General features: G+C 64.9%; 23 protein-coding genes. 9 read left to right on the forward strand and 14 right to left on the reverse strand.

Annotation, left to right across the window (positions count from 1 at the left end; all coding sequences use genetic code 11):
* The first annotated feature begins 30 nt into the window (after positions 1 to 30).
* From QN413_RS14365 to QN413_RS14375, 3 genes are all read left to right on the forward strand, one after another.
* A complete protein-coding gene (locus tag QN413_RS14365) occupies positions 31 to 1,239 on the forward strand; it encodes an ATP-binding protein (protein ID WP_323497264.1) in 1,209 nt (402 codons plus the stop codon).
* A gap of 64 nt (positions 1,240 to 1,303) precedes the next feature.
* On the forward strand, positions 1,304 to 2,569 hold the full coding sequence (locus QN413_RS14370; RefSeq protein ID WP_323497265.1) for an O-antigen ligase family protein: 1,266 nt from the start codon (positions 1,304 to 1,306) through the stop codon (positions 2,567 to 2,569).
* A gap of 87 nt (positions 2,570 to 2,656) precedes the next feature.
* Positions 2,657 to 3,208 (forward strand): phosphatase PAP2 family protein, encoded by a 552-nt coding sequence (locus tag QN413_RS14375; protein WP_323497266.1) that lies wholly within the window; start codon positions 2,657 to 2,659, stop codon positions 3,206 to 3,208.
* A gap of 24 nt (positions 3,209 to 3,232) precedes the next feature.
* Here the strand turns inward: QN413_RS14375 and bla are convergent, their stop codons facing one another.
* From bla to QN413_RS14390, 3 genes are read right to left on the reverse strand one after another with little or no spacing between them, the layout of a single operon-like run.
* Entirely contained in the window at positions 3,233 to 4,147 is a 915-nt protein-coding gene (bla, locus tag QN413_RS14380; protein WP_323497322.1) for a class A beta-lactamase, read from the reverse strand.
* Positions 4,148 to 4,182: 35 nt separating this feature from the next.
* Complete coding sequence (locus QN413_RS14385; protein ID WP_187053914.1) at positions 4,183 to 4,392, reverse strand: zinc-finger domain-containing protein; 210 nt, start codon at positions 4,390 to 4,392, stop codon at positions 4,183 to 4,185.
* Positions 4,393 to 4,406: 14 nt separating this feature from the next.
* Positions 4,407 to 5,366, reverse strand: coding sequence for a branched-chain amino acid transaminase (locus QN413_RS14390; RefSeq protein WP_187053913.1), 960 nt, complete (start codon positions 5,364 to 5,366; stop codon positions 4,407 to 4,409).
* A 144-nt stretch (positions 5,367 to 5,510) separates the two neighbouring features.
* Here QN413_RS14390 and QN413_RS14395 point away from each other — a divergent pair, with 144 nt between their 5' ends.
* Positions 5,511 to 6,542, forward strand: coding sequence for a recombination-associated protein RdgC (locus QN413_RS14395; protein WP_323497267.1), 1,032 nt, complete (start codon positions 5,511 to 5,513; stop codon positions 6,540 to 6,542).
* Here the strand turns inward: QN413_RS14395 and QN413_RS14400 are convergent.
* Positions 6,539 to 6,973: a glycerate kinase gene (locus QN413_RS14400; protein ID WP_323497268.1), complete on the reverse strand. Its 435-nt coding sequence runs from the start codon at positions 6,971 to 6,973 to the stop codon at positions 6,539 to 6,541. The two genes, QN413_RS14395 and QN413_RS14400, sit on opposite strands and share 4 nt — an antisense overlap.
* 137 nt (positions 6,974 to 7,110) lie before the next feature.
* Between QN413_RS14400 and QN413_RS14405 the strand changes: the two genes are divergently transcribed.
* Positions 7,111 to 7,614 carry a hypothetical protein gene (locus QN413_RS14405; protein WP_323497269.1) on the forward strand — a complete coding sequence of 168 codons (504 nt, stop codon included), beginning with the start codon at positions 7,111 to 7,113 and terminating at the stop codon, positions 7,612 to 7,614.
* A gap of 22 nt (positions 7,615 to 7,636) precedes the next feature.
* Here the strand turns inward: QN413_RS14405 and radA are convergent, their stop codons facing one another.
* On the reverse strand, positions 7,637 to 9,031 hold the full coding sequence (gene radA, locus QN413_RS14410) for a DNA repair protein RadA (protein WP_187053909.1): 1,395 nt from the start codon (positions 9,029 to 9,031) through the stop codon (positions 7,637 to 7,639).
* Between the two features lie 61 nt (positions 9,032 to 9,092).
* On the opposite strand from radA, the gene QN413_RS14415 reads away from it, so the two are divergent.
* Positions 9,093 to 9,488 carry a 5-carboxymethyl-2-hydroxymuconate isomerase gene (locus QN413_RS14415; protein WP_323497270.1) on the forward strand — a complete coding sequence of 132 codons (396 nt, stop codon included), beginning with the start codon at positions 9,093 to 9,095 and terminating at the stop codon, positions 9,486 to 9,488.
* A 34-nt stretch (positions 9,489 to 9,522) separates the two neighbouring features.
* Positions 9,523 to 10,500 (forward strand): 2-dehydropantoate 2-reductase, encoded by a 978-nt coding sequence (locus tag QN413_RS14420; RefSeq protein ID WP_323497271.1) that lies wholly within the window; start codon positions 9,523 to 9,525, stop codon positions 10,498 to 10,500.
* Positions 10,501 to 10,533: 33 nt separating this feature from the next.
* On the opposite strand, the gene alr is transcribed toward QN413_RS14420, so the two are convergent.
* On the reverse strand, positions 10,534 to 11,622 hold the full coding sequence (gene alr, locus QN413_RS14425) for an alanine racemase (protein WP_323497272.1): 1,089 nt from the start codon (positions 11,620 to 11,622) through the stop codon (positions 10,534 to 10,536).
* A 181-nt stretch (positions 11,623 to 11,803) separates the two neighbouring features.
* Here alr and lplT point away from each other — a divergent pair, with 181 nt between their 5' ends.
* Positions 11,804 to 13,108 (forward strand): lysophospholipid transporter LplT, encoded by a 1,305-nt coding sequence (gene lplT / locus QN413_RS14430; protein ID WP_323497273.1) that lies wholly within the window; start codon positions 11,804 to 11,806, stop codon positions 13,106 to 13,108.
* 18 nt (positions 13,109 to 13,126) lie between these two features.
* Positions 13,127 to 13,615, forward strand: coding sequence for a glutathione peroxidase (locus QN413_RS14435; protein ID WP_323497274.1), 489 nt, complete (start codon positions 13,127 to 13,129; stop codon positions 13,613 to 13,615).
* Between the two features lie 42 nt (positions 13,616 to 13,657).
* On the opposite strand, the gene QN413_RS14440 is transcribed toward QN413_RS14435, so the two are convergent.
* The 8 genes from QN413_RS14440 to QN413_RS14475 form a co-directional block, all read right to left on the reverse strand.
* Positions 13,658 to 14,071: a carboxypeptidase regulatory-like domain-containing protein gene (locus tag QN413_RS14440; RefSeq protein ID WP_323497275.1), complete on the reverse strand. Its 414-nt coding sequence runs from the start codon at positions 14,069 to 14,071 to the stop codon at positions 13,658 to 13,660.
* 82 nt (positions 14,072 to 14,153) lie between these two features.
* Positions 14,154 to 14,726 (reverse strand): hypothetical protein, encoded by a 573-nt coding sequence (locus tag QN413_RS14445; RefSeq protein ID WP_323497276.1) that lies wholly within the window; start codon positions 14,724 to 14,726, stop codon positions 14,154 to 14,156.
* Positions 14,723 to 15,601, reverse strand: coding sequence for an OmpA family protein (locus QN413_RS14450; protein WP_323497277.1), 879 nt, complete (start codon positions 15,599 to 15,601; stop codon positions 14,723 to 14,725). Before QN413_RS14450 ends, QN413_RS14445 begins: the two co-directional genes overlap by 4 nt.
* Before the next feature lie 72 nt (positions 15,602 to 15,673).
* Positions 15,674 to 21,277 (reverse strand): ESPR-type extended signal peptide-containing protein, encoded by a 5,604-nt coding sequence (locus tag QN413_RS14455; protein ID WP_323497278.1) that lies wholly within the window; start codon positions 21,275 to 21,277, stop codon positions 15,674 to 15,676.
* 249 nt (positions 21,278 to 21,526) lie between these two features.
* Positions 21,527 to 22,756, reverse strand: a complete 1,230-nt coding sequence (gene glcF / locus QN413_RS14460) for a glycolate oxidase subunit GlcF (protein WP_323497279.1) — start codon at positions 22,754 to 22,756, stop codon at positions 21,527 to 21,529.
* 80 nt (positions 22,757 to 22,836) lie between these two features.
* Complete coding sequence (glcE, locus tag QN413_RS14465; protein ID WP_323497280.1) at positions 22,837 to 24,000, reverse strand: glycolate oxidase subunit GlcE; 1,164 nt, start codon at positions 23,998 to 24,000, stop codon at positions 22,837 to 22,839.
* A gap of 4 nt (positions 24,001 to 24,004) precedes the next feature.
* Positions 24,005 to 24,931, reverse strand: a complete 927-nt coding sequence (locus QN413_RS14470) for an SMP-30/gluconolactonase/LRE family protein (protein ID WP_323497281.1) — start codon at positions 24,929 to 24,931, stop codon at positions 24,005 to 24,007.
* 158 nt (positions 24,932 to 25,089) lie between these two features.
* Complete coding sequence (locus QN413_RS14475; RefSeq protein ID WP_323497282.1) at positions 25,090 to 26,634, reverse strand: ammonium transporter; 1,545 nt, start codon at positions 26,632 to 26,634, stop codon at positions 25,090 to 25,092.
* Positions 26,635 to 26,643 lie beyond the last annotated feature (9 nt).

Here is a 26,643-nt window from a genome sequence, read left to right on the forward strand (position 1 = left end):
GCTCAAATCGATTGACCGATTGACCGACCGATGCTGAGCCTCTACTCGCGCCACCTCTACGTTCGCATCTGGCTGGCGGTGGTAGCGGGTGTCGTGGTGCTCACGCTGACGGCTGGCTGGCTGGTGCGCATCTCCGCCGAGAGCGAGCGCGACCGCATCAACGCCCTGCCGCGCGAGGTGATCGTGCGCGACACCGAGAACAACGTCATCGGCACCGGCCAGGCGACGCGTGCGCGCGGCCAAGGCCTGGAGTTCGACCTGACGCTCAGCGACGGCCGCGCCCTGTCGCTCGAAGTGAATCGGCGCGAGCCGGGCACCATCGCCAGCGAAGGCCGGCCACCACCGCCGCCGTGGCGCACGCCGTTCGGCTTCGTCTGGATGATCGTGCTGGTCGGCGTCTCGGTAGCGCTCGGCGTGTACCCGATCGTGCGGCGGCTCACCAAGCGGCTGGAGTCGTTGCAGCGCAGCGTGCAGCGTTGGGGCGAGGGTGACTTGTCGGTGCGCGTGGCCGAAGAAGGGCAAGACGAGGTCAGCGACCTGGCGCGACGCTTCAATGCGGCGGCGGTGCGGATCGAACAACTGGTGCGCTCGCACAAGTCGCTGCTTGCCAACGCGTCGCACGAATTGCGCTCGCCGCTCACGCGCATCCGCATGGGGTTGGAGCTGATGGGCGACACACCGAACCCGAAGTCGCGGCAGGAAATCGCCCGCAACATCGGTGAGCTCGACCAATTGATCGACGAGATTTTGTTGTCGAGCCGGCTCGACGCCAGCGAAGCCGACATGGGCACGATCGAAACCGTCGACCTGATGGGGTTGGCTGCCGAAGAGTGCGCTCAGGTCGGCGCAGAACTCGACGTGGCCGAAGGCACAGACAGCAATGCGCTCACGGTGCGTGGCGTGCCGCGGCTGCTGCGACGCGCGATCCGCAATCTGCTCGAGAACGCACGGCGCTATGGCGCCGGCGAGATTTCGGTGGAGCTGGCAACCGCTTCCGGCGCCGGCGGCTTTGCCATCGTGCGCGTGAACGACCGCGGGCCGGGCGTGCCGGCCGCCTTGCGCGACCGCATCTTCGAGCCGTTCTATCGGCTGCCCGGCGCCAGCGAGCGGGAAGGCGGTGTGGGCCTGGGGCTGGCGCTGGTGAAATCGATCGTGGAACGCCACGGCGGCACGGTGCGCTGCGAAGACCGTGCCGGCGGCGGCGCCAGTTTCGTCATCGCGCTGCCTAACGGAGCTTGAGCCTCGAGGCGAGGCGGTGAAGTCAGGTGGCCACCCGGAGGCCGCACCTAGAATCGCCGCCACCATGCAGAGATCGACGATTGCCCGCCCCGCCGCCATGTTCTGGGGGCTCGCAGTCTTCGCACCGGTGGGCGTCAACTACCTTGCCGCCGTACTGATGTTCGCGACGCTCTTTATCGCGGGCAATTTGCAGGAACGCGCGGCGCGCATTCGTGCCAATCCGCTGTGGTGGCCGGTGGTCGCTTACGTTGCGTGGACGCTTGTCGTGCTCGCATTCAGGCCGCATTACCCGCAGACACCATCGAACCTCTGGCATGGTTTCCGTATCGCAGCGACCATCGTGATGGCGATGGCGCTCACCCGCGACGAAGCGCTGTGGGCGCTGCGCGGCTTCTTCGTCATCGCCTTCACCAGCGTGTTGATGGTGCTGCTCTATCGCACTGTCGGCTTTCCGATGGCCGAGTTGTGGCGCGCCACGCTGGTGCTGGTCGGCAACAAGTCGATCAACGATGCGCTGCTGTTCACGGTGCTCGGTGTGAGTGCGGTGGTATTCGGGCTGGCCCATATCCACGACAAGAAGGGGCACTGGGCGCTGCCCGCTTTCGCGCTCACCGGCTTTGTCGCGGTGATCATCACGCTGTGGTTGCCATCTCGGACTTCGCTGCTCGGGCTGCTGGTTGCGGGCGTTGCAGTGTGCGTGCATCAGTGGCGCAAGCAACTGCGGGTGCTGGCGGTGGTGCTGGTGATCGCGGTTGGTGCGGCGTCGGTACTGGTGTGGCAGTCGCCGGTGGTGCAACGCACCTTCGCGCTGGGCGCGCAGGAAATCGAAGCAGCGCAGGCCGGTGCGGTGTCGGAAGGCAGCTGGGTCGTGCGCTTCTACATGTACCGCGACACCGCACGCATGATCATCGACAAACCGCTCGCAGGCTGGGGCATCGGCGGCTGGACCGAGCAATGGCACCTGCGCGGGCCCAAGCTGCTGGCCGACTACAACATGCCCCACAACGATTTCCTGTGGATGGGCGCGCAGGCCGGGGTGCCGGGACTGCTGACGCTGCTGGTCATCATGCTGGTCGGCGTGTGGCAGGGCTGGCGCCGGAACGACATCACCGGACGCTGCGGCTTTGCAGCCATGCTGGTGATGCTGATCGCGACCAGCGTGAACTCTGCGCTGCGCGATGCGCAGATCGGACTCAGCCTGCTGTGGATCGCGATGGTCTACCTGCGGCTGGTGCAGGAGCCGGGCCAGCCGTGGCGCGAGATGCTGCCCTTGCGGCTACAGGAGCTGATGCGGCTGCAACCGCCACGTTCAGCTTCGGTTAACCCCTGATTTTGAGAATCGCAGCGTCGTGCCTTCAATAATCCGCAACCGAACTGCCCTTGACGGTGGTCGACGTCTCGGTCGGGAGGTTTTGCCATGCGCTATGTGAACTACGGATTGTTCGAATGGATGGCGGGAGGTTTCCATCCCACGCCCTGGCTGTTGGCGGCGGCTTGCTGGATCGCCGTGTACGGCGCCTGGGCTGCAGGCCTGACAGTGCTCTACAGCGGCTTTCGCCAGCCATCTCAGCGCCTGTATCTGGTCCTCTTGCTGCTGCTGGCATGCATCACGTCCGTGCTGTCTCAAGCCATCTCGAGCGCCCTGGACATGCCTCGCCCCTTCGCGATAGGCATGAGCCCGAATTACCTCCAGCACGGTGGACGAGGCGCCATGCCGAGTACGCACATGTCGGTGATGTCGTTGGTCGCGCTGGGTTGCCTGGTGCGTCCGGGCCTGCATACCGCGGGTGCCGTGTTGCTGGCACTGGCCTTTGCCACTGCATGGGGCCGCATCTACGCAGGCGCGCATTTTCCGGCGGATGTCGGTGCCGGGCTGCTGCTGGGCGCGGTCGTTCTCGCGGTCTATACCGGCCTGCGCAGCGGTGTGCAGTGGTGGATGCGCCGGCGATACACCGGCCCTGACGCGTGAGCCTGCAAGATTCGACCGGCGCGCTCAGGCCAATGCAGTGGCCGCGATGCGCGCTGCGGCTGCAATGACGTCGTTGCGCATCGGCGCCACTTTGACGGTCTGGGTGAAGTAGATCGCCATGACGATCGGCGCACCCGCTGGCGGCCATGCGACGCCGATATCGTTCGCCGTTCCATAGTCGCCCGAGCCGGTCTTGTCGGCGACGCGCCAGTCGGCAGGCACCGCTGCACGGATGCGCGTGGCACCGGTGGTGTTGCCGAGCATCCATGCGACGAGTTGATCGCGCTGTCGCGTGGGCAATGCGTTGCCCGTCAGCAGCACTTGCAGATTGCGCGCCATGGCGCGAGGCGTGCACGTGTCGCGGGGATCGCCGGGCAGCGCTGTGTTCAGTTCCGTCTCGCGGCGGTCGAGTCGGAAAGCCGTGTCGCCGATCGATCGCGCAAAGGCAGTGACCACTGGCGGACCACCGAGTGCGTCGAGCAGCATGTTGGCGGCCGAGTTGTCGCTGTGTTGCAGCGCGGCGGCGCAAAGTTCGCCGATGGTCATGCCGTCCTGCACATGCCTCTCAGTGATGGGCGAATAGGTCACAAGGTCGCTGGTGGCATAGCGCACGCGACGCTGCAACAGATCGATTTCGATCGCACTGCGCTGAAGAATGGCGGAGGCGGCCAGCACCTTGAACGTACTGCACATCGGAAAGCGTTCATCGGCGCGATGCTGCACCGCAGAACGCGCGCCAACATCGCCACTGCTGCCGGCATCGGTCCGGAAGGCCACGATGCCGAGGCGTCCGCCCGCGGATGCTTCGAGTTTGTCCAGCGCCTGCAGCGCAGCCGCCGATGCGCCGGGGTCATGCGACAAGGGAGCGCATGCACCGACGAACGGTGCGGAAAACGCGCCGAGCAACAACGCTCGACGGGGGACAGAAAGCTTGTTGATCGTCTTGTCCTTATCGCTTGGCGCAGGTCAGTGGCTCAGTGCCGATGCACTGCCGACTCACCCGCCTTCAGGCGGTACACCGTGCCGCAATACGGGCACTTGGCTTCTCCCGTGCGTGCCACGTCGAGGTAGACCTTGGGGTGCGCGCTCCAGAGCTTCATGTCGGCCAGCGGGCTCGGGCAGTGGACGCCGCCCTGGTGATTGAGTTCTTTGGCGAGCAGTTCGATGACGGCGGTGGTCGACATGGTGATAGGGGTCTTCAGACTTTAGTTAGCCAATGGGCGTATTTGGGATTTTTGCCGTTCACGATGTCGAAGAACGCGCTCTGGATTTTTTCGGTTATCGGGCCGCGGGAACCGCCGTCGCCACGGTTGCCGATCTCGATGCGGTCGAGTTCGCGAATCGGCGTCACTTCAGCCGCGGTGCCAGTGAAGAAGGCTTCGTCGGCGATGTAGACCTCGTCGCGCGTGATGCGTTTTTGCACGAGCTCCAGCCCCAAGTCCTTGCAGATATGCAGGATGGTGTTGCGAGTGATGCCGTTGAGCGCACCGGCCGACAGGTCGGGCGTGTAGACCACGTCGCCCTTCACCACGAAGATGTTTTCACCGGCGCCTTCGGAGACGAAGCCGCTGGCGTCGAGCAGCAGCGCCTCGTCGTAGCCGTCGTCGAGCGCTTCCATGTTGGCGAGGATCGAGTTGGTGTAGTTGCTCACCGCCTTGGCCTGCGTCATGGTGATGTTGACGTGGTGCCGCGTGTAGCTCGACGTCTTCACGCGGATGCCGCGGCGCATGCCTTCTTCACCGAGGTACGCGCCCCAGGCCCAGGCCGCAACCATCGCGTGGATCTTGTTGCCCCTGGGGCTGACACCGAGCTTCTCGGAGCCGATCCAGATCAGCGGGCGCAGGTAGCAGCTTGCGAGCTTGTTCTCGCGCACGACCTGCTTTTGCGCCGCCATCACTTCTTCCTGCGAAAAAGGGATCTTCATGCGCAGGATCTTGGCGCTGTTGAAGAGGCGCTCGGTGTGCTCGGCAAGACGAAAGATCGCAGTGCCATCGACCGTGTCGTAGGCCCGAACACCTTCGAAGGCGCCGCAGCCGTAGTGCAGCGTGTGGCTCAGGACGTGGACCGTGGCATTGCGCCAGTCGACCAGTTCACCGTCCATCCAGATCTTGCCGTCGCGGTCGTCTAGGGAAGCGGGAGGCGGTACGAGGGCGCTCATGTCTTGGTCCTTTGGGGGCGTGTGGAAATGCTGTCGCAAAAGCTTCCGATTTTACGGCGCCGGCGCGTATCGGTATTGCCACGGGCCGGCGCAACGAGAGGCCCACAATGGACGGCTCTGCCAATCACTCGGAAAAGGGTTTCAGTGTCCGTCTTCAAGAACGTCATCGTCTATCGCATCGAACCATCGTGGTCGCAAACATCGACCCAGGCTGAAGAGGCCCTGGGCGCCAACCGCTTCGTGGCCTGCGGCCCGTCGCAAGAAAAGTCCGCCGGCTGGACCGAGCCCCGCGGTGAAGAAAACGGGCCGCTGGTCGAATCCATCGGCGGCCAGTGGCTGCTCGAGTACATGATCGAGAGCAAGGCGCTGCCGGCCTCGGTGATCCGGCGCAAAGTAGAGGAACGCGCCGCGCAAATCGAGGCCACCACCGGCCGCAAGCCGGGCAAGAAAGAAAAGCGCGACCTGAAGGAAGACGTTACGCACGAGCTGCTGCCGCTGGCCTTCACCAAACATGCACGCATCATGGTGTGGATCGACCCAGCCGAGCGCCGCCTGGTGGTGAACGCCAGCAACGTGTCGCGCGCCGACGAAGTCGTGACCAGCCTGGTGCAGTGCCTCGAAGGTTTTTCGGTGGCACTGCTGCAAACGCAAATGGAGCCGGCCGCCGCGATGTCGGAGTGGCTCTCCAGCCAGGAACCGCCGGCCGGCTTCACGATCGACCGCGAATGCGAACTGCGCGCCAGCGACGAATCGAAATCCGTCGTGCGTTACGCCAAGCACGCGCTCGACATCGAAGAGGTCCGCCAGCACATCGCCGATGGCAAGCGGCCGACGCGCCTTGCGATGACCTGGGACGACCGCGTGTCGTTCGAGCTGACCGACGCGATGGTGATCCGCAAGATCGTGTTCCTCGAGGGCACCGACAGTGCAGTCGCAAACAAGGGCGGCAAGGAAGACAACTTCGATGCGGATGCGGCGATCGCGACAGGCGAGCTGGGCCAGCTGGTGCCTGAATTGCTCGAGGCGCTTGGCGGTGAGATGCAGCTGGGTGCATCTGCGGCCGATGCTGCGAACGACACCGTCGCGAAGCTGAAGGCGCAAGGTGGCAAGTCGCCCGGAACCTCGGCCAACGGCCCCACGGCCAAAGAACTCGCGGACGAATCCGCGCCGTTCTAGCGCGCCAAGGTAGACGGGCCGGTGGGAGTGTCTTCCGCCGGCACGTCGGGCCGCGTCAACGCCCATTCCTTCAACTTGCCGCCGACGAAGGTCGCGTCGACCCACGAGTTGCCGTTGTCGGTCCAGCGGTACAGCTCGGGCTGCGTGCCTTCTTGCGACTTCGGCTCTCCGAGCGCGCGCGTCATCGCGACCACGTGCATCAGCGTCGAGCCCGGCTTGAGCTTGGCGTTGAGCATGACGGCGCTGTCGACGTAGCCCACAGGCCGCTCGGCGGCGCGTTGCAGCACCTTCATCGCGCGGTTGAAGTGCAGCAGCAAAAACATGACGATGGCGCCGCCGACGAGCGCGACGCCCTGCCAGCCGTAGCTTCGATAGGCTAGCCCTAGCAGCACGATACCGACCAGCGGCACGAGGATCTTCCGGAAATTCATGAACCGATTGTCGCCGGGGCGCGGCTGGCGTTACCCGCGGGAGCGCCCAGCGCTACTCGACCCAAATTCCCGGCGCTTCGCTGACCGTGTCGACGACATTGCGTTCACGGGCATCTGCCCGGGCCACCGAAAAGTGTATGAAGCTCTTGCCTTCGCGCTTGTCTTTTTCTGTTGTTCGTCTTTCCCTCGCCGGCGCATTCGCGGCCGCCGCTTTGAGCGGCTGCTACATCGTGCCGTTGCAAACGCCACCGCCGCAGGTGCCGTCCCAGCAGTTGTTTCCGGTCGCAACGATGCCGATGGCTTCGCCGCAAACGATGGTGACGCCGCTTCCGATGGTGGCGCCGACCTTCACCGCACGCCTCTACCCGGCCAACGCCGAAGCAGTCATGTACGGAACGATCACCGGCACCGTCACGAACGACATGAACGGTCGCGGCTACTTCAACGCGACGATCGCCGGCGAGCAATTCCAGGGTGAGTCGACGCGGCAAGCGGGCAGTTCGCAGCGCAGCGGCATCGCCAATGCCAGCGACACGCGCGGCGGCATGCTGAGTTGCCGCTACACGATGAATTCGGCAACGCTCGGCAGCGGCACCTGCGTGCTGAACAACGGTCCGGCCTTCACGATGCACATCGGCTGACCAAGGCTTGGCCGGCGCGCAGCTACTGAAGCTGCCGCACCACGTCCATCGCTTCTTCGATGCGCTCGACCGGATGAATGGTCAGCCCTTCGATTTCCTTCGCGCCCTTTCTGGGCGCGTTGGCTTTTGGGACGACCGCCACGCTGAAGCCCAGCTTGGCGGCTTCTCGCAGACGCTCCTGGCCGCGCGGCGCCGGCCGCACTTCGCCGGCCAGGCCGACTTCGCCGAACGCGATAAAGCCCTTGGGCAAGGGCTTGCCGCGCAGGCTCGAAGTGATGGCCAGCATCACGGCCAAGTCGGCCGCCGGCTCGCTGATGCGCACGCCGCCGACCGCATTGACGAACACGTCCTGGTCCATGCAGGCGATGCCCGCATGACGGTGCAGCACCGCCAGCAGCATGGCGAGGCGGTCGCGGTCCAGGCCGACCGACAACCGCCTCGGACTCGGCCCGCCGTTGTCGACCAGCGCCTGGATTTCGACCAGCATCGGCCGCGTGCCTTCGAGCGTGACCAGCACCACGCTGCCGGGCACCGGCTCCGCGTGCTGACTCAGAAAGATCGCGCTCGGGTTGGTCACGCCCTTCAGCCCGCGCTCGGTCATGGCGAAGACACCGATCTCGTTGACCGCGCCGAAGCGGTTCTTGATGGCACGCACCAGCCGGAAGCTCGAGTGCGTGTCGCCCTCGAAGTACAGCACCGTGTCGACCATGTGCTCCAGCACGCGCGGGCCGGCCAGCGCGCCTTCTTTGGTGACGTGGCCGACCAGCACCACTGCAGTGCCGCTGGCCTTGGCAAAGCGCGTCAGGTGCGCCGCGCACTCGCGCACCTGCGCGACGGAGCCGGGCGCCGACGTGAGTTGATCCGAGTAGACGGTCTGGATCGAATCGATGACCGCGATCGCCGGCCGCGTGGCGTCGAGCGTGGCCAGGATTTTTTCGAGCTGGATCTCGGCCAGAACCTGCACCTGCGAGTGATCGAGTCCGAGCCGCTTGGAGCGCAGCGCTACCTGTGCGCCGCTTTCTTCGCCGGTGACGTAGATCGCGTTTTGCCCGGCGCGCTGGAGCGCATCGACAGCCTGCAGCAGCAGCGTCGACTTGCCGATCCCCGGATCGCCGCCAATGAGAGTGACGCCGCCCGACACGATGCCGCCGCCGAGCACGCGGTCCAGCTCGTCGAGCCCGGTCGGCGTGCGCGCCATGTCGGTGGCTTCGATGTCCGACAGGGTGGCGAGTTCGGCAGCGCCGGCCAGAGCGGTGAACACCGGAGCGCCGAAGCGGTTGTTGGCGCTGCCGGGTTGCACCGCAGCAGCCTGTTCGACCAGGGTATTCCATGCATCGCAGCTCGGGCATTTGCCGAGCCATTTCGCGCTCGTGCCTCCGCATTCGGTGCAAACGTAGATGCTTCTGTCTTTGGCCATGGGCCTGCGACTATAAAGGTGGTCGCCGCCGCTCACCCCGCACACACAGGGACATCGCGCCATGCCGCACCTTCGCATCGAATACACCGCCAACCTCGAAGACGAACTTCGCATCGACGAACTTTGCGAACACCTGCGCGCGACGCTCGTCGGCACGCTCGACGACAGCGGCGCGCCGGTCTTTCCAATCACCGGAACTCGCGTGCTGGCCTGGCCGGCGCAACAGTTCGCGGTGGCCGACGGCGCGCCCGATCGTGCATTCGTCTGGCTGCAACTGCGCATCACGCCAGGCCGCAGCGATGCGCTCAAGAAGAAAGTCGGCGACACGCTGATGGCCGCCATCGAGATGCATTTCGCGCCCATTGCCGCCGGCCGTGCGCTCGGGCTCACCTTGCAGATCGACGAGGGTGCCGAGGTCTACGCCGGCAAACTCAACAACCTCGCCCAGTACCTCTGAGCCATCTTCAAGACCTTTCGACACCTCTGACATCATGAAAATCTGCATCTACGGTGCCGGCGCAATCGGCGGATGGATCGGCGTCGCCCTTGCCCAAGCTGGTGAACGGATCAACGTCGTGGCACGCGGCGCGACGCTCGATGCCTTGCAACGGAACGGCCTGTCGCTCGTGCGTGGCGACGAGCGGCTGCACGTGCCGGTCAACGCAGTCGCGAGCCCGGCCGAGCACGGGCCGCAAGACCTGGTGGTGGTCGCAGTAAAGGCGCCGGCGCTGGCGGGCGTGGCTGCGCAGATCGCACCATTGATCGGTCCCGACACCATCGTGTTGACCGCGATGAACGGCGTGCCCTGGTGGTTTCTCGAAGGCGGCTTCGGCGGCACGCTGGCCGGCTCGCGGCTGGCAGCGGTCGATCCCGACGGCGCCATCGCCGCCGCCATTCCGGCGTCACATGTGATCGGCGGCGTGGTGCATGCGAGCTGCTCGCTCGACGCGCCCGGCGTGGTGCGGCACCACTTCGGCAACCGGCTCATCATCGGCGAGCCGGCCGGTGGCGCCTCACCTCGCGTGACCGAATTGGCGGCGCTGCTGACCCGTGCCGGCATCGAATGCAGCCTGTCGCCGCAGATCCAAAAAGACATCTGGTTCAAGCTGTGGGGCAACATGACCGTCAACCCCATCAGCGCACTGACCGGCGCCACCACCGACAAGATCATGTCCGACGATCTGGTGCTCGGCTTCATCTCGGCCGTGATGCTGGAGGCCAAGGAGATCGGCGCACGCATCGGGATCGCGATCACCGACAGCCCGGAAGACCGGCACGCCGTCACGCGCAAGCTCGGCGCGTTCAAGACCTCGATGCTGCAGGATGTGGAGGCGCATCGCGCCATCGAGCTCGATGCGCTGGTGAGCGTGGTGCGCGAACTCGGGCAGCTGACAAAGGTGCCGACACCGTTCACCGATGCGTTGCTCGGGCTGGCACGGCTCATGGGTCGGGAGCTCGGGCTTTATTGAGTCTGCGCTGAGTCGCTCGCGAAGTCGGCCCGCTCAGTCGACCGCGAACGGAACCCGCGGCGCCACCGCGCACATCAGCTCATAGCCGACCGTGCCTGCCGCGCGCGCAACTTCGTCGATCGGCAGCAGCGTGCCGTTGGCGGCGCGGCCCCACAGCGTGACGTCGCTGTCGAAACCTGCGTCCGGCACGGGCGTGAGGTCGACCGTGATCATGTCCATGCTGACGCGCCCGACCATGCGCGTGCGCACCCCGTTCACCAGCACCGGCGTGCCGGTGGTGCAGTGCCGGGGATAGCCGTCGGCATAACCCACCGCCGCCACGCCGATGCGCAGCGGCCCTTCGGCGGTGAAGCTGGAGCCGTAGCCGACGGTGTCGCCGGCCTGCAGCGTCTGCAACGCGATCAGCCGCGTGGAGAGCGTCATGCCGGGCTGCAGTTGCCAGTGTGACGCGTCGTGCTCCGGGAAATCCGGCGCGCTGCCATACAGCACGATGCCGGGCCGCACCCAATCGCCGCGGGCCAGTGCCGGGTGCCGCAGCGTGGCGGCACTGTTTGCGATCGAGCGCTCGCCGGGTAAGTCGCGCGTGGCGTCTTCGAACACTTCGAGCTGATGCGCGATGCCACGCGCGCCGTCGGCGTCGCTGAAGTGCGTCATGAGCGAAATCTCGTCGACCTGCGGCAACGCGTTGAGTCGCGTCCAGGCCGACCTGAAACGCGACGGTGCAAAACCGAGCCGGTTCATGCCGGAGTTCATTTTCAGGAAAACGCGTTGCGGTGCCTGCGTCTTGTGCGCGGCGAGCATGTCGATTTGCGCGTCACAATGCACGGTGTGCCAGAGGTCGAGGCGGGAACAAAGTTCGAGGTCGCGCGGCTCGAACACGCCTTCGAGCAGCAGCACCGGACCGCGCCAGCCGAGCGCGCGGACCCGCTCGGCTTCGGCCAGGTCGAGCAGCGCGAAACCGTCGGCGCCGCGAAAGCTGTCGAACACGCGTTCAATGCCATGGCCGTAAGCGTTGGCCTTGACCACCGCCCACACGCGCGAATCGAGCGCGGCACGACGCGCGCGCTCGAGGTTGTGGTGCAGTGCGTCGGCGTGAACGGTGGCAAGAATCGGACGGGGCATCTCGGACTCGTTTTTGAATGTGCAAAAGAATGTGCGAAAAAAGGCGCAATGCCCACAGAAAACACGGGTGGTAGTGCTCATTTTGGCATCGCAACCCCATGCTATAACCGCCCATCCGCCTGTAGCGGAAGCCTTTTTTCACTATTGCCAGCAGCCCCCTCTCTGGCCATTCAGCCCCTCGATGAAGCGCGGTTTTTACACGATCATGTCGGCCCAGTTCTTTTCGTCACTGGCCGACCAAGCGCTTTTCGTGGCCGCCGTCGAACTGATGAGAAGTGCCGGCGCACCCGAATGGCAGCGCGCCGCGCTGGTGCCGATCTTCGCGGTCTTCTATGTGGTGCTGGCACCGCTGGTCGGTGCCTTCGCAGACGCTTTGCCCAAGGGCAAAGTGATGTTCATCAGCAATGCGATCAAGGTGGTCGGGTGTCTGATGATGTTGTTCGGCTCGCATCCCTTGCTGTCGTATGCCATCGTCGGGCTCGGCGCGGCGGCGTACTCACCGGCCAAGTACGGCATCCTGACCGAGCTGTTGCCGGCATCGCAACTGGTCAAGGCCAACGGCTGGATCGAAGGGCTGACGATCGCATCGATCCTGCTGGGCATCGTGCTCGGCGGCACGCTGGTCGGGCACACGGTGTCGAGCCATCTGCTGCGGTTCGATCTGCCGTTCATCGACACCGGCGTCGACACGCCGCCGGCCGCCGCGATCAGCGTGCTGATCTTCGTCTACGCATTGGCGGCCTGGTTCAACACGCGCATCCCGCACACGGGCGTGGAGATGCGGTCGCTGCGCAGCAACAAGCAGCATGGCCTGGTGCGCAACATCGCATCGTTGTTGCCCGACTTCTGGCACTGCAATGCACGCCTCTGGCGCGACAAGCTCGGCCAGATTTCGCTCGCGACCACCACGCTTTTCTGGGGCGCTGGCGGCAACTTGAAGTACATCGTCATCGCCTGGGGTTCGGTGGCACTCGGCTACAACACGACGCAGGCGTCCTGGCTGACCGGCGTGGTCACCATCGGCATGGCGGTCGGCGCTGTAGCGGCGTCGATGCGCATGCGGCTCGACACCGCTACGCAGGTCATTCCGATGGGCATCGGCATGGGCGTGCTGGTGATCTGCATGATCTTTATCGGCAACGTGTGGCTTGCTGTGCCGTTCCTGATTTTGTTGGGCGGATGCGGCGGATTTCTGGTGGTGCCGATGAACGCGCTGCTGCAGCATCGCGGCCACAACCTGATGGGCGCTGGCCGTTCGATCGCCGTACAAAACTTCAACGAGCAAGCCTGCATTTTGCTGCTCGGTGGTTTTTACAGCGCGTGCACCGGCCTCGGCCTGTCGGCCAACGCCGCCATCACCGCTTTCGGCGGACTGGTCGCCGGTTTCATGTGGCTCATTCGCCGCTGGCATCTGAGCAACTTGCGGAAATACCCGGAAGAGGTGCAGCATCTGCTTGCCATCGCGCGCAGCGACAAACACCACTGACCCAGGAAGACACACCACATGACCACCGTCTACGATTTCGACGCAACCCAGATCGATGGCAAGAGCGTGCAGCTTTCAAGCTATCGCGGAAAGGTCTTGCTCATCGTCAACACCGCGAGCAAATGCGGGTTTACGCCGCAGTTCGAGGGGCTCGAAAAACTGCATGAAAAGTACGCTGCGCAAGGCCTGACGGTGCTTGGCTTTCCGTCGAACCAGTTCGGCTCGCAAGACCCCGGCAGCAACGAAGAGATCGGCGCGTTCTGCACCAAAAACTACGGCGTCAGCTTTCCGATGATGGAGAAGATCGACGTCAACGGCAGCGGCGCTGCACCGCTGTACCAGTGGCTCAGCAAGGAGAAGCCTGGCTTGCTCGGCAGCACGGCCATCAAGTGGAACTTCACCAAGTTTTTGTTGGCGCGCGACGGCAGCGTGTTGAAGCGCTATGCGCCGCTCGACACGCCGTCATCGATGGAGCGCGACATTGAGAAGGCGCTGGCTACGGCCTGACAGACACGGCGCCCGCGCAAGGCGGCGCCAGCTCACGTCAGATCAAAAGCGGAAGTCGACCGACTTCGACCCGCCACCCACGGTGACCGCCTGCTTCTTGGAAGCGCTGCCAGCATCGGCGTTGACGACGTACTTTCCGGCAGGGAGATCGATCAGGCATACCGGCCCGTTGGCGCGAAACGCCAACGCGGTCACGTTGTTTTCGTTCTGAATGCTGACCGCGACGTCGGCCTCGTAAGCGCCGTCGGCACGCGCGAACAACAGTGCCAGCGGATGCTCCTTCATGGCGGCGCGAAAGGCTGTCGATTCGTCGGAGCCGATGCCGCCGCAGACGTAGCGCGCGGCGCCCTCGCCACGCATGGCCGGCATAGCGGATTGCGCCGCAGCGATTGTTGTGACGCCGGGCAACACCAGGCAGGCTGCGGCGACAAAAGCGATCCGGGTTTTATTGAACATGGTCAGACATTCCTTGAATCAGGGAAATCAAGCGTCGCCGCAACTGCCGGCGTTCAGGGTCGGACCGGAGCGCCAGACCAGGTCAGGGAAACAGCAGTTCCTTGGTGATGCTGACACAGCCGTTGCCGGCCGTAGGCATCAGGTAGATGTGATGCGTCGGGCTGATCGGGACGACGCCAATCGACTTGCCCACGACATCGAGCGGCTTGGCGTAGCCGAGGTCCTGCACCGCAACTTGCGCGCACGGCTTGCCCCACACGTCGATCATGTCGTAGCCCACGTCGCACCCGCCACGCCCGGTCGGTGCGAACACCGCGCTGACGAAGCGCGTGCCCGTCGGCTCGGCGCGCTCGACCGACGCTGCAAACGCGGAGGCATCGGGCGCTACCGGGTTGGTCATCAGCATGGCGGCGAAAGCGCCTTCGGGCCCGGTCAGGGCCGGTGCGACGCGATGCATCGTGCTCATGCATGTACCGATGCCGGCTTGCGCGGTCAATTGCTCCAGCGCATTGCGCGACGGCGGGGCTGGTGCAACCGGCTGAGCCTGCTGAACCTGTGCCGACACCAGCGTGGAACAGACCAGCAAACTGCACAGGAGCGAGGCACGAATGCGGCCGCCGCGACGCGACTCAGCTGGCGCGCCCCGCGCTGTCATTGCTGCCCCGCGACTTCGATATCGACGCGGCGGTTCGGTTGCAAGCAAGCCACCAGTTCGGGCGTGACCCGCTCGCCGGCGCATTGCGTCACTGGCTGCGTTTCTCCGGCACCGTAGGCACGCACCAGCTTGCCGTCAAGGCCCTTGCCGATGAGGTAGTTGCGCACGGTGCTGGCACGCGCTTGCGACAACGTCACGTTGGACGCGTCGGAACCGATGCGGTCCGTGTGGCCGGTGATGATGATCGAGCTGAGCACGACGCCGTCGCGACGCAGTTCCAACGCCAGTGCTTCGAGCCGGCCGCGACCTGCAGGCAGCAGATCGTTGAAACCGGACTTGGCGAACTTGAACAGACCATCGGCGCCCAATGTCAGGCGGCGCGTGGTGGGCACGGGTGCCGGCGCCGGTGCGGCCATCACCACCGGAACGGCTTGCGCCATCACCACCGGATTCAGATAGCGTTCGCAGGCAACGCCTTTCCAGTGCGTGCTGGCCGCGCGATAGACATCGTCGACCAGATCGAACTTCACCTTGAATTGGCAGGTGATGTACTCATTGCCCTTGCCCGTGTAGAAGTTGAAGGCGTAGTCCCATTCGCGGACACCGAAGAGGCCTTCGCTGTACTGCGGATTGCCGAGTTCGAGCCGCACTTGGTCCTTGCTCAAACCGGGCGTGATGCGCCGCACATGGTCGGGGCCGACGAACGATCCGGTCTTGAGATACGAGCTGTCGAGCGACGGAAAGTTGACCTCGCCTGCGGCCGCGGCGGACGCCGCAGGTTGCGCTTGCTGCGCCGAAGCCACGAGGCCGGCACACGTGAGCACCACCAGGCCGAAGGTGGCGCGAACGAAACGAAAAGATGAGTGCGATGACATGGTGTCTATCTCCGGAAAAGTGGGATGAAGGAGGAGTTGGATGCGAATGAAGTGGTGGTCGCTCTCATCCCGTCAGTCCCATATCCCCGACACGCCCGCACGCACCGCCACGCCACCTGCGCTCGCCGACACGCCACCCGTCACGCTCCATCGGCCGTTGTCCGCCGTGCGGCGCAACGCGATGCCGACCGCACCCTGGCTCTGGTAGTAACCCATGCCAGCCGCATAGGTCGTCTTGCCCGCGATGTACGGGGCGCTTTCCAGTGCCATCGCCGACGCCACGCCGGCGTAGGCTTTCCGGGCCACACCGTCGATGTTCCCTTGCAGCCCGTTGACGCGCGCATCTGTGTACGCATTAGCAGACGCCACGCCCGCGTTCAGCTGCTGCACGTTCACCGCATCGTTCGGTGCTACGCCGTTGGCCACGTTGCCCAGCGTCACCGGCCCGGTCGAGTTGCTGTTGCCCAGGTTGACCGAGTTGTAGTTGGTCGTGCCGGCGGTAGTGGTGTCGTACTTGACCGCGTTGTTGTCGAGCGTGGTGACGGAGGTCTGCACCGCCTTCAACTGACTCACGTTAACCGCGTCGCTGTCGACCGAGCCTGCGGCCACGCCGTTGATCTGGCGCAGCTGACCCGAGGCCGCATTGCCAACCGACACACCTGCCAACGTGCTGGTGGTGGCATTGACCGCTGCGGTCTGTGCCACGCTGGCGCCGGTGGGGACGTAGCCCTTGGCGCCTGCCGCCGTGCTGGCGATCGAGCCGGCACCCAATGCCACGCCGCCTGCCACGTTGACAATGCTGCCGGCACCCAACGCAATGCCCTGCACCGCTGCGGCCGACGCATTGGTACCCATGGCAATCGAGTCGGCCAACTGCGTGTTGGCACCTTGACCGATCGCGATGCTCCCCGGTGCCGAAATCTGCACCGTCGCCCCATTGCCGATGCCGATCGCGTTGTTGCCGTTGACCACCGTTTGCGGACCGACCGCCACCGATTCATTACCGACGGCCAGCGAGTCCGCCGCCGCGGAATTGGCGTGGAAGTACTTGGTCGGCGTGACCGCGAAAGACTGCAACGCACCGGTCAACTGACGCACCGTGACCGCGTCTTGCGACTGCGTGCCGTCGGCCACGTTGGTGATCTGACGGTAGCTCGTGGCGTTGCCGACCGACACGGCGCCGAGCAGGGTGCGGTCGGTGGTGTTGTAGGGGACCATGAAATTGCCGGCCGCGAGGATGCCGGTGCTGGGCACGAGGGCTCGGTCGGAAACGGAAGCGGAGCCGAGCGCGACGCCGCCTGCGACTGCTGCGTTCGCACCATTGCCGATCGCCGTGGTTTGACCGCCCGATGCCAAGGCACCCACGCCGGCAGCCAAGGCATTTGTACCGGTCGCGCCGTCGTTGGCATAGTTGGAGCCAGCGGTTTGATCTGCGGAATTGACGCTGTAGTAATGCGTAGCGCCGGCCGCAACCGTGGACGTCAGCGCGTCGGCCACCGCATACAGCTGGCTGCCATTGATCGCGTCGGTGCTCAATGCAGTGATCCGCCCTGCCCCGACGTTCGTGATCTGCCTTTCACCACCGGCAACGCCGGTGCCCACGCTGACCACGCTGGTCGGTGCGCTGCCGGCGAATGGTCCGTACGTATGGCCGTTGACTGTCGCGCTGTTGGTGGGATTGGGTGCTGCCGTGACCGAACCGGAACCCAGCGCCACGTCGTCTACAGATGCGTTGGCGATACTTCCGTAGCCAATGGCAATTGCTCCGGCGGTCTGCGCTGAAGCAAAGCGGCCAAAGGCCAATGCACCTCCCGCATTTGCGTTGGAGAAGGTACCTAGAGCGATGGTGTCAGCGGCCGCTGCGCGCGCAAAATTTCCGATCGCGATCGTGTCGTGTTCATTGGCCACGCTGGCAACCGCTTGATTGCCGATAGCAATCGAATTGGTCCCGCCAAAATCAGTAGTGTTCGCTCCCGCTCTGGCACCGCTGCCGATGGCAATCTGAGACAGGTTCGTTGCTTGTGCAGTTCCGAAGGGCGTCGCACCCGCAATAGCGCCCGCGCCAACTGCGACCGAACCATTGGTCGCGAAGGTGTTGCCACCGACCGCCACGGCGCCGCTGCCGGCCGCGTTGGCCTTGGAGCCCAGAGCAACCGCCGCCACGAAAACGCCGCCGGAAGAGCTGAAGCCATAGTTGGCTGCCGCCGAGTCGGCCCCGATCGCAATGTCGCCAGCCACGGTTTGCGGTGTCACCACCGTTTTGACGCGTGCATTGCGTCCAATGGCGATGCTGTCGGCACGGTTGGCGTTCGCGCCCTCACCGAGGGCGGTGGCACCCGCCGCACCTGCGGTTGCGCTGGCACCCACAGCCAGCGAGTTCACACCCGTCGCCGAGGTGGCGTACGGGCCGGCATTGCCAGACCGAATTGGGAAGTCGATGGCGGCCGTCTGAGCTGCTACAGCATTCAACTGACTCCCATTGACAGCATCCGTGCTGGTCGAATTGATAAGGCCGGCCGCGACGTTCTGGATGCGTCGTTCGGCGCCTGGACCACCGACGGAAACTACACCGATTGGCGTACCGCCCGCGTAGTTGAAGGTCTTGCCGGCAATGACGCTGCTGTTGTAGGCCGTCGTCCCCGCAGTCGTTACGCTGGCAGTAGCGCTGTCGAATGCATTCGCTCCCAATGCGACCGAGTTGTCGACCGTGTTGACGGCGTTCAGGCCCAGTGCGATGCCGGTGCTGCCACTCGATGCGGCGCCCACGCCGATGGCCGTGGTCAGATTGCCGGTCGCAGCAGCGCCGGACCCCAGTGCAATGCCTGCCGAGCCCGTCACCGACGCACCTTCGCCGATCGCGGTGGCGTTGGTGACGTTGGTCGCAGAAGCCCCGTAACCGAAGACCGAGTTGGTATTGCCGGTGCTTACCGCGCCCGCGCCCACGACCGTGCTGAAAGCGGCGTTGGTCGCCGAGGCGCCCTCACCGATGACTGTGGACTGGGTCGAAAGAATGTCGGATTTGGCACCGATTCCGATCACAGTTTGCTGAGTGCCTGCAGCGAGGCTGTTAGCACCGAGCGCCATGCTGTTCTGGCCCGCTGCGTTGGCGTTGTAGCCGAGTGCAGTCGAGAACGAATACGCACGACTGGCCTCGCCCACGGCCGTACCGTTGCCGCTGGTGGCCGCTGCAGTCGAGCCGACGGCGAGACTGTCCTTACCCGTCGCCGAAGTCGTAAAGGGACCGGTATTGCCAGACCGAATCGGGAAGTCGATCGCAGATGCCGCTGCACTGACCGCCTTGAGTTGGCTCACATTGACGGCGTCCGTAGGGGCCCCGCCCGCAGCCACATTGGTAATGCGCCGCTCGCCACCTGCGCTGCCCACGCTGACAACGTTGCTACCGATAGCCGTGCCGCTTACAGTGCCCGCGCCTGGGTTGTACGAAGCCACGGTCGATGCCGTCACTGTGCTGTTGTTGCCAATGCCGACGGCGCCATCGAGGCCCGCGGCAACGGTCACGTTGTTGCCCAGCACAACGGCGTTGTTCGACGCAACTGTGTTGCCTGTTCCAACCGCCGCCGAGTTGTTTCCGCTCACCGTGTTGTACGAGCCGACTCCGGTGCTAGAAGAGCCGCTGACAAGGTTTCCAGCCCCCAAGGCCGTGGCAAGGTAATTGGTCGCTTGGCTACCGGTTCCGACAGCCGTGGCGTAAAAATCAGTTGCGAGTGCATCGCTGCCGATGGCAATCGCCTGCTGCGCAGAGGCATTGGCCCGCAGTCCGATGGCCACCGCCTGCTTGCCCGCGCTGACCGCGTCTGAGCCCAATGCAACCGTAGTGTCGCCCACCGCTTTTGCGTCCACACCGATGGCGATGGCATCCAGGCCAATGGCACTGAGGTTGTCTGCATTGGTCCCGCCCACGGAGTTGACGCTGAAGTATTTGATTTTGCCGGCGGCAACGACCTGACTCAACGAAGTCAACTGACTTACGTTAACGGCATCGGTCGCCACCGAACCCGCCGCCACATTGGTGATGCGGCGTTCGGCACCGGCTGCACCAACGGACACTTCACCCACTGGCGTCGTGCCCGCGAGCGTTCCGGTGGCAGGGTTGTAAGCGGTATTCGCTGTGAGTGCGGCAAGCGTCGCGCTGGTGTTGGAACCCGACCCCAGTGCCACGCTGTTGGCATAGGCCGCATTGGCGTTCGCGCCGACGGCCACGGCCCCCACACCGGTCGATGAACCCGCATTGGCACTGGAATTGGCGCCGACAGCAACCGATCCATCGCCGATGGCGGTGTTGGTGTCGCCCGAAGCCACCGCCCCGTTGCCGGTCGCCGTGTTGTTGCGCCCAAAAGCCACCGCACCGTTGCCGGTCGCGGTGTTCGGGTCGCCAATCGCGACAGCGCCGTCGCCGACGGCAGTCTGACCCCGCCCGATGGCAACCGCGCCACCGGTGGCGCTGCCCGAATTGGCGTTGGTGGTCGCGCCGATGGCGACGTTCTGGCCTGTGGCGCCGGTGGTGGCCGTGTCGCCGATGGCGACCGAGGAGATACTGCCGGCCTTGGTTCCGATACCAATGGCGGTGGCGCGGTCGAACGCCGTGCCGACGCCTGTGCCGATGGCGATGGCGCTGACGCCCGACGCCGAGGTGGAGGTAAAGAGCGATCCGCCGCCGATGGCAATGGCGCCGTTGCCCGTGGCCTTGCTGAAGGTGCCGACCGCCGTCGCACCGGTGCCGCTAGCGTTGCTGGAAGCACCCAGGGCCGTGGAAGCCGTGCCGACGGCCGAGCTGAACCCGCCGACCGAGGTCGCGTAGCCGTCGCCCAGGATCGAGTCACCGGCACCGGTGGCCTGTGCCCGGTAGCCCAGTGCCGTGTTGTAGGAGCCGCCAGTGGTTTTCGCGTAGCCGCCGAAAGCCGATCCGCCCTGGTGGTCGTTGATGAAGCCGTTGGAGTCGGTGGCCAGTGCCGAACTGCCGAAGCCGACAGCAGTACCCATTTTTCCGGCGGTGTTGGGGGCGGCAGGCTGGTCGGAACCACCAATCGCGATGGCGCCGTTGCTGCCGGAAGCGTTGGCGTTAAGTCCGATCGCAATGCCGGATGTGTTGGCCGCGGCGCCGTTGCCGACAGCGACGCTGTTGGCACCCGCCGCCACAGCGAGCGGTCCGATGGCGACACTCTCGGCACCGATGGCGCCTGAATTTGTCAAGGTCGAATTGCCAACCACGTTTGAATTGGCATGAACGTACGGCACCTCGCTATTGGAAATCCATTGGGCGCCGTTCCACGTGTACAAGCCCGGGCTGACACCGTTCGCGCCGGTGGTTGTGGCCGTGTTGTAGACCTGCATGCCGGCGGTCATGGTGTTGCCGGTCAGGCCGAAAACATTTGCGGCCGTCAAAGGCAGGCGGGCTGTCAAAAACCCCTGCGCAGAGCCGCCCGCTTGACCGATCTCGGCTACAGCACTTGCATCGCCGCCGCTGTTGATACCGGAGTTTACGATGAGAGTCTGCGCAGCCGCAGGCACGGCCAACAAGGCCATCGTGACCGACAACGCAACGAGGCCAGAGGTTGCACCACTGCGACTCTTTTTCCCGCGCCCTCCAACAACTTCCGACACCGCGACCCACGCACCTTGCGCTTCGCTCCAGATGCTCTTAAATGACCGGTTCATCGTCGCTTCCCCTGATTGATGCCGCGGTCAAAAAGTGCCTTGGCAGTGGGGCGCGAGTATCTGGTCGCATTCTCGCGAGACGTGGGTACTAAGTCGCGGTCTCAGGTGGAGCTGCAACTCTCTTTAACGATGCGTGAAGCATTTAACAATTGCGCTCGCCGCAAGTGTCACCTCAATGTTTCCGAAAAGAAATTAAATGTTAAGAAACGCCACGGAAGACGCTTCTTTGACTCTTCTCTAACTACCGGGTCAATCCGCAGAAATCGCAGCGTCGAGCAACTCGATCCAATGCCTCACCGGCACGCCGCTGCCGCTCTGCAAATGCGTGATGCAGCCGATATTCGCCGAGGCGATGACGCTCGGTTGAAGCTGGTTCAGGTTGCCGAGCTTGCGATCGCGCAGCGGATAAGCGAGCTCGGGCTGCAGCACCGAATACGTCCCGGCCGAGCCGCAGCAAAGATGCGCTTCGTTGAGTGAGACGCGCACATCGAACCCTAGCGCGCGCAAGTTGACTTCGACGCCCCCACGCAGTTTTTGACCGTGCTGCAACGTGCACGGCGGGTGGTAGGCGATAACGCCCTCGGGCGGCTTCACACGCGCCTTGAGCACGGGCACCAGATCGGGCAGCAGCTCGCTCAGATCTTTGGTCAGTTCGCTGATGCGTCGGGCCTTGGCCGCGTATGCCGGATCGTCGCGCAGGATGTGCCCGTATTCGCGTACCGTGACGCCGCAGCCGGATGCGTTCATCACGATGGCTTCGACTTCGTCGCGTTCCACGTGTGGCCACCACGCGTCGATATTGGTGCGCATGTTCGCTTTACCGCCCTCTTGGTCGTTGAGGTGAAACTTCAACGCACCGCAGCAACCGGCCTCTCTGGCGATGACGGTCTGGATGCCCGCAGCATCGAGCACACGCGCGGTGGCGCTGTTGATGTTCGGCATCATCGACGGCTGCACGCAACCGGACAGCATGAGCACCTTTCGCGCGTGCTGGGTCGTCGGCCAGATACCGGCGTCCTGCTTGGCGGGCACCTTGGCTTTCAGCGCGGCGGGCAGCAGTCCGCGCACGGCCTGGCCGACCTTCATGGCCGGTCCAAAGAGCGGCGACGGCAGGCCTTCTTTCAACAGCCAGCGCGTGGCCGATTCCATTGCGGGACGTGGCACTTTTTGGTCGACGATCTTCCGGCCGATGTCGACCAGGTGGCCGTACTGCACACCGCTCGGGCAGGTCGTTTCGCAGTTGCGGCAGGTCAGGCAACGGTCCAGATGCACTTGCGTACTGCGCGTCGGCTGCTTGCCTTCGAGCACCTGCTTGATGAGGTAGATGCGGCCACGCGGGCCGTCGAGTTCGTCGCCCAGCAATTGATAGGTCGGACAAGTGGCGGTGCAGAAGCCGCAGTGCACGCACTTGCGCAGGATGGCTTCAGCCTCTTGTCCGTCTGCGGTGTCACGAAATTCAGCGGCGAGTTCGGTTTGCATGTGGGGTAGTGGCTGGCCTTGATAGCTGGCTGTGTTGGCTAACGTGTTGGCTGACGTGTTGGCTGAAGAAGCGAGACGACTCAAGCTTCCGGCAACAGCCGGCCGCGATTGAAGATGTTGTGCGGGTCGAACTCTTTCATGAGCGCGCGATGAATGCGCGCCAACGGCACGCTCAGCGCATCGAACCTTGCAGCCGGTGCGCTTGCATCGGTCGCTTCGGTACGGCCCCCCGCCCTGAACAGGGTTGCATGACCGCCGACCGCGCGGGCTGCTGCGCGCATGCGCTCAGCTTGCCCTTGCCCGGCCTGGTACCAGCGCTGGCCGCCATGCCATTCGATCCACGGCGAGCCATCGAGCGAGAGCACCGGCGCAGTCTGCGGCACCGACAGGCGCCAGAGGTCATCCGCGTGGGACGCAGCAGGCGCACCATCCGCCGCACGGTCGGAGAACCACGGATGCTGCTGATCGCGCAACGATTGCCAGCCGGCTGCAGCGGGCTCTGTGGTCTGAGGCGCACCGCCCAGATGACGGCACGCCGCGTCGACCGCCGCGACCGCACCGCGCAAGCGCAACGACAACACGCCCGCACCATCGCGCCGTCGCCACAGGCTGGCGTTCAGCGGCAGTGGACGACCGCCCCATTCATTGAGCAGCCGCAATGCATCGGCCTGCTCGCAAGCGAACTCGATCGTCGCTTCGGCCGGCACGACGGGCAGCACCTTCAGGCTCACCTCAGCGATCACGCCGAGCGTGCCGAGGGACCCGGCCAGCACGCGCGAGACGTCATAGCCCGCGACGTTCTTCATGACCGTGCCGCCGAAGTGCAGCACCTCGCCGCGACCATTGATCAGCGTGGCACCGAGCACGTAGTCGCGCACCGCCCCCACGCTGGCGCGCGACGGCCCGCTCAAGCCGGCAGCGACCATGCCGCCGACGGTGCCACCGCGCACGCCGGGGTTGGCCGGATGCGCAAAGCGCGGTGGCTCGAAAGGCAGGCACTGGCCCTGGTCGGCCAACAGCGCCTCCAGTTCGGCGAGTGGCGTGCCGGCACGGACGGTGACGACCAGCTCGCTGGGTTCATAGCTCGTGATGCCGGTGAGCTCGCTGGTCGCGAGCGGCTTGCCCGAAGCCACCTCACCATAAAAATCCTTGGTGCCGCCACCGCGAATGTCGAGCGGCGTGGCGTCGGCCGCAGCAGCGCGCACTCGCTCGACGATGCGCTGGAGTTCAACGGAGTTGGTCATCGTGTCAGTCCTCGAAGAACGCCACCGGCAACCCCGGTGTGTCGACGCGCATCGAGACGACGCAACCCGAGGCCGGTCGCTCTTCGAGTTCCTCTGCGGGACGTCCCTTGCGCACGCTCGTCACGAACAGCGTCTTCAAATCATCGCCGCCGAGGCACGGCATGGTCGGGCACTGCACGGGCGTCGCGATGGCGCCGACCTGCTTGCCATTGGGCGCGAAGCGCAGCAATTGACCGCCCTCGTACATCGCTGCCCAGTAGTGGCCCTCGGCATCGACCGTGGCGCCATCGGGGCGCCCCGCATAGCGCACCGGCGACGATGGTGTCCAGCCCGCCGGCTTGGCCGCGAACTGCTCGAACACGCGCGGCCGCGTCAGCGTATTGGAATCGGCCACCCAGTCCCACGCGCGGATGGCATGCGCCGCCGTGTCCGACCAGTACAGGGTGCCGGCGTCGGGAGAGAACGCGAGGCCGTTGGCGGTCATGGCATCACCGGCCATGCGCTGCAAAGCCGGTGCGCGCCCGTCACGCATGTCGAGGCAATAGAGCTCGGCGTTGGACTTGTCCTTGACCTCGTTCAATGTGCCAGCCCAGAAGCGGCCGAGCGGGTCGCACTTGCCGTCGTTGAAACGCATGGTGCGCGTGTCGTAGTCGACACCGACCAGTTGCGTCAGCGCGCCGCCCCATGTCTTGGCCCGGTAGATGCCATCGCGCAGTGCAATGACCAAACCGCCCCGCCGCGCCGGCGCCATGCAGCCCGGCTCGCTGGGCAGCGCCCATCGCTCGACGGTCGCGCCGGCGGCACCGATGTCCCCACGAGTCCGCAACACAGCACGTCCAGCGATATCCAGCCAGTAAAGAGATCGTTCGCCCGGGTGCCAGAACGGCGATTCACCCAGTTCGCAAAGGCTGTCGTCAAGCGTGGTCCACATGGAGGTAATTGTGCGTCACCGCCGCCCATAAAAAAGGCCACCGGAAGGTGGCCTTTAAATTCCAAAGACACCGCGGATCCTGCTTCGCCGATCCGCTGGTGTCGCCCCCAGCAGGGGGGAGGGCAAAGCGACACGAAGTGCGCAAAGCCCTTGGGGGGTTACCTGTTGTATGCGGTCTCGCCGTGCGAAGAGATGTCGAGGCCTTCGCGCTCTTCTTCTTCCGTCACGCGCAGACCGATCGTCAGGTCGGCGATCTTGTAGGCGATGACCGAAACCACGCCCGACCACACGATGGTCAGCACCACAGCCTTGAGCTGGATCCAGACCTGTGGGCCGATTTCGCTGGTGACGACGCTGGCCGTAACCCAGTCGCCGACGATGCCGGGGCCGCCGAGCGATTGCGTGTTGAACACGCCGGTCAGCAACGCGCCGACGATACCGCCGACACCGTGCACGCCGAAGACGTCGAGCGAGTCGTCCGCACCGAGCAGCTTCTTCAGACCGGTCACGCCCCAGAGGCAAGCGAAGCCAGCGACGAAGCCGATGATGATGGCACCCATGAGGCCGACGTTGCCGGCGGCCGGCGTGATGGCGACGAGGCCGGCGACAGCACCCGAAGCGGCACCCAGCATCGAAGCCTTGCCCTTGTGCAGCGCTTCACCGATACACCATGCGAGCACGGCGGCGGCGGTGGCCGAGAAGGTGTTCATGAAGGCCAGCACGGCGCTGGTGCCGGCTTCGAGGGCCGATCCTGCGTTGAAGCCGAACCAACCCACCCACAGCAGCGAGGCACCGACCATGGTCAGCGTCAGCGAATGCGGCGTGAAGGCTTCCTTGCCGAAGCCGATGCGCTTGCCGATCATGAAGGCACCCACGAGGCCGGCAACGGCTGCGTTGATGTGCACGACAGTACCGCCGGCGAAGTCGAGCGCGCCCCACTGCCAGATCAGGCCGGCTTTGGAGTTCATCGCATCGACGACGTCCTTGCTTGCGTAGGCGTCAGGGCCCATCCAGAACCAGACCATGTGCGCGATGGGCGCATAGCTGAAGGTGAACCACAGCACCATGAACAGCAGGATGCCGCCGAACTTGGCGCGCTCGGCAAAGGCACCGACGATCAGGCAGCAAGTGATGCCGGCGAACGTGGCCTGGAAGGCAGCGAACAGCAGTTCAGGGATGTAGACGCCCTTGCTGAAGGTCGCGCCGGGTGCGAACACGCCGGTGGCCGGATCGAAGATCCCCTTCATGAAGAGCCGGTCGAACCCGCCGACGAAAGCATTGCCTTCCGTGAACGCCAGGCTGTAGCCGTAGATGAGCCACAGCACCACGATCAAGGAGAACGTGACCATGACCTGCATCAGCACCGACAGCATGTTCTTGCTGCGGACCAGGCCGCCGTAGAACAGCGCCAGGCCCGGCACGGTCATCATGATGACGAGCAGCGTGGACACCATCATCCAGCTGACATCGCCCTTGTCGAACTTGATGACAGGGGCGGCAGCGGCAGGCGCTGCAGCAGCGTCGGCTGCCGGAGTCGCAGCAGCTGCTGCGGCAGGGGCCGGAGCCGCTGGCGCAGCGCTGGCCGCAGGCGCAGCCGCTTCGGCGGCCGGCGCCGGGGTCTGCGCTTGCACCGAGGTGACGAACGCAGAGCCAGCGGCAAACACGCTCAGGCCGAGCGCGAGGGAGACGAGCAGTTTTTTCATTTCAGTTGT

Source organism: Variovorax sp. LG9.2 (genome assembly GCF_035018885.1).
Taxonomy (GTDB): domain Bacteria; phylum Pseudomonadota; class Gammaproteobacteria; order Burkholderiales; family Burkholderiaceae_C; genus Variovorax.

Excerpts from the sequence above, each read along its gene's own strand:
- QN413_RS14365 (WP_323497264.1), top strand. The coding sequence starts at position 31 with ATGCTGAGCCTCTACTCGCGCCACCTCTACGTTCGCATCTGGCTGGCG.
- QN413_RS14370 (WP_323497265.1), top strand. The coding sequence starts at position 1,304 with ATGCAGAGATCGACGATTGCCCGCCCCGCCGCCATGTTCTGGGGGCTC.
- QN413_RS14375 (WP_323497266.1), top strand. The coding sequence starts at position 2,657 with ATGCGCTATGTGAACTACGGATTGTTCGAATGGATGGCGGGAGGTTTC.
- QN413_RS14385 (WP_187053914.1), bottom strand. The coding sequence starts at position 4,392 with ATGTCGACCACCGCCGTCATCGAACTGCTCGCCAAAGAACTCAATCAC.
- QN413_RS14390 (WP_187053913.1), bottom strand. The coding sequence starts at position 5,366 with ATGAGCGCCCTCGTACCGCCTCCCGCTTCCCTAGACGACCGCGACGGC.
- QN413_RS14400 (WP_323497268.1), bottom strand. The coding sequence starts at position 6,973 with ATGAATTTCCGGAAGATCCTCGTGCCGCTGGTCGGTATCGTGCTGCTA.
- QN413_RS14405 (WP_323497269.1), top strand. The coding sequence starts at position 7,111 with ATGAAGCTCTTGCCTTCGCGCTTGTCTTTTTCTGTTGTTCGTCTTTCC.
- radA (WP_187053909.1), bottom strand. The coding sequence starts at position 9,031 with ATGGCCAAAGACAGAAGCATCTACGTTTGCACCGAATGCGGAGGCACG.
- QN413_RS14415 (WP_323497270.1), top strand. The coding sequence starts at position 9,093 with ATGCCGCACCTTCGCATCGAATACACCGCCAACCTCGAAGACGAACTT.
- QN413_RS14420 (WP_323497271.1), top strand. The coding sequence starts at position 9,523 with ATGAAAATCTGCATCTACGGTGCCGGCGCAATCGGCGGATGGATCGGC.
- alr (WP_323497272.1), bottom strand. The coding sequence starts at position 11,622 with ATGCCCCGTCCGATTCTTGCCACCGTTCACGCCGACGCACTGCACCAC.
- lplT (WP_323497273.1), top strand. The coding sequence starts at position 11,804 with ATGAAGCGCGGTTTTTACACGATCATGTCGGCCCAGTTCTTTTCGTCA.
- QN413_RS14435 (WP_323497274.1), top strand. The coding sequence starts at position 13,127 with ATGACCACCGTCTACGATTTCGACGCAACCCAGATCGATGGCAAGAGC.
- QN413_RS14440 (WP_323497275.1), bottom strand. The coding sequence starts at position 14,071 with ATGTTCAATAAAACCCGGATCGCTTTTGTCGCCGCAGCCTGCCTGGTG.
- QN413_RS14445 (WP_323497276.1), bottom strand. The coding sequence starts at position 14,726 with ATGACAGCGCGGGGCGCGCCAGCTGAGTCGCGTCGCGGCGGCCGCATT.
- QN413_RS14450 (WP_323497277.1), bottom strand. The coding sequence starts at position 15,601 with ATGTCATCGCACTCATCTTTTCGTTTCGTTCGCGCCACCTTCGGCCTG.
- QN413_RS14455 (WP_323497278.1), bottom strand. The coding sequence starts at position 21,277 with ATGAACCGGTCATTTAAGAGCATCTGGAGCGAAGCGCAAGGTGCGTGG.
- glcF (WP_323497279.1), bottom strand. The coding sequence starts at position 22,756 with ATGCAAACCGAACTCGCCGCTGAATTTCGTGACACCGCAGACGGACAA.
- glcE (WP_323497280.1), bottom strand. The coding sequence starts at position 24,000 with ATGACCAACTCCGTTGAACTCCAGCGCATCGTCGAGCGAGTGCGCGCT.
- QN413_RS14470 (WP_323497281.1), bottom strand. The coding sequence starts at position 24,931 with ATGTGGACCACGCTTGACGACAGCCTTTGCGAACTGGGTGAATCGCCG.
- QN413_RS14475 (WP_323497282.1), bottom strand. The coding sequence starts at position 26,634 with ATGAAAAAACTGCTCGTCTCCCTCGCGCTCGGCCTGAGCGTGTTTGCC.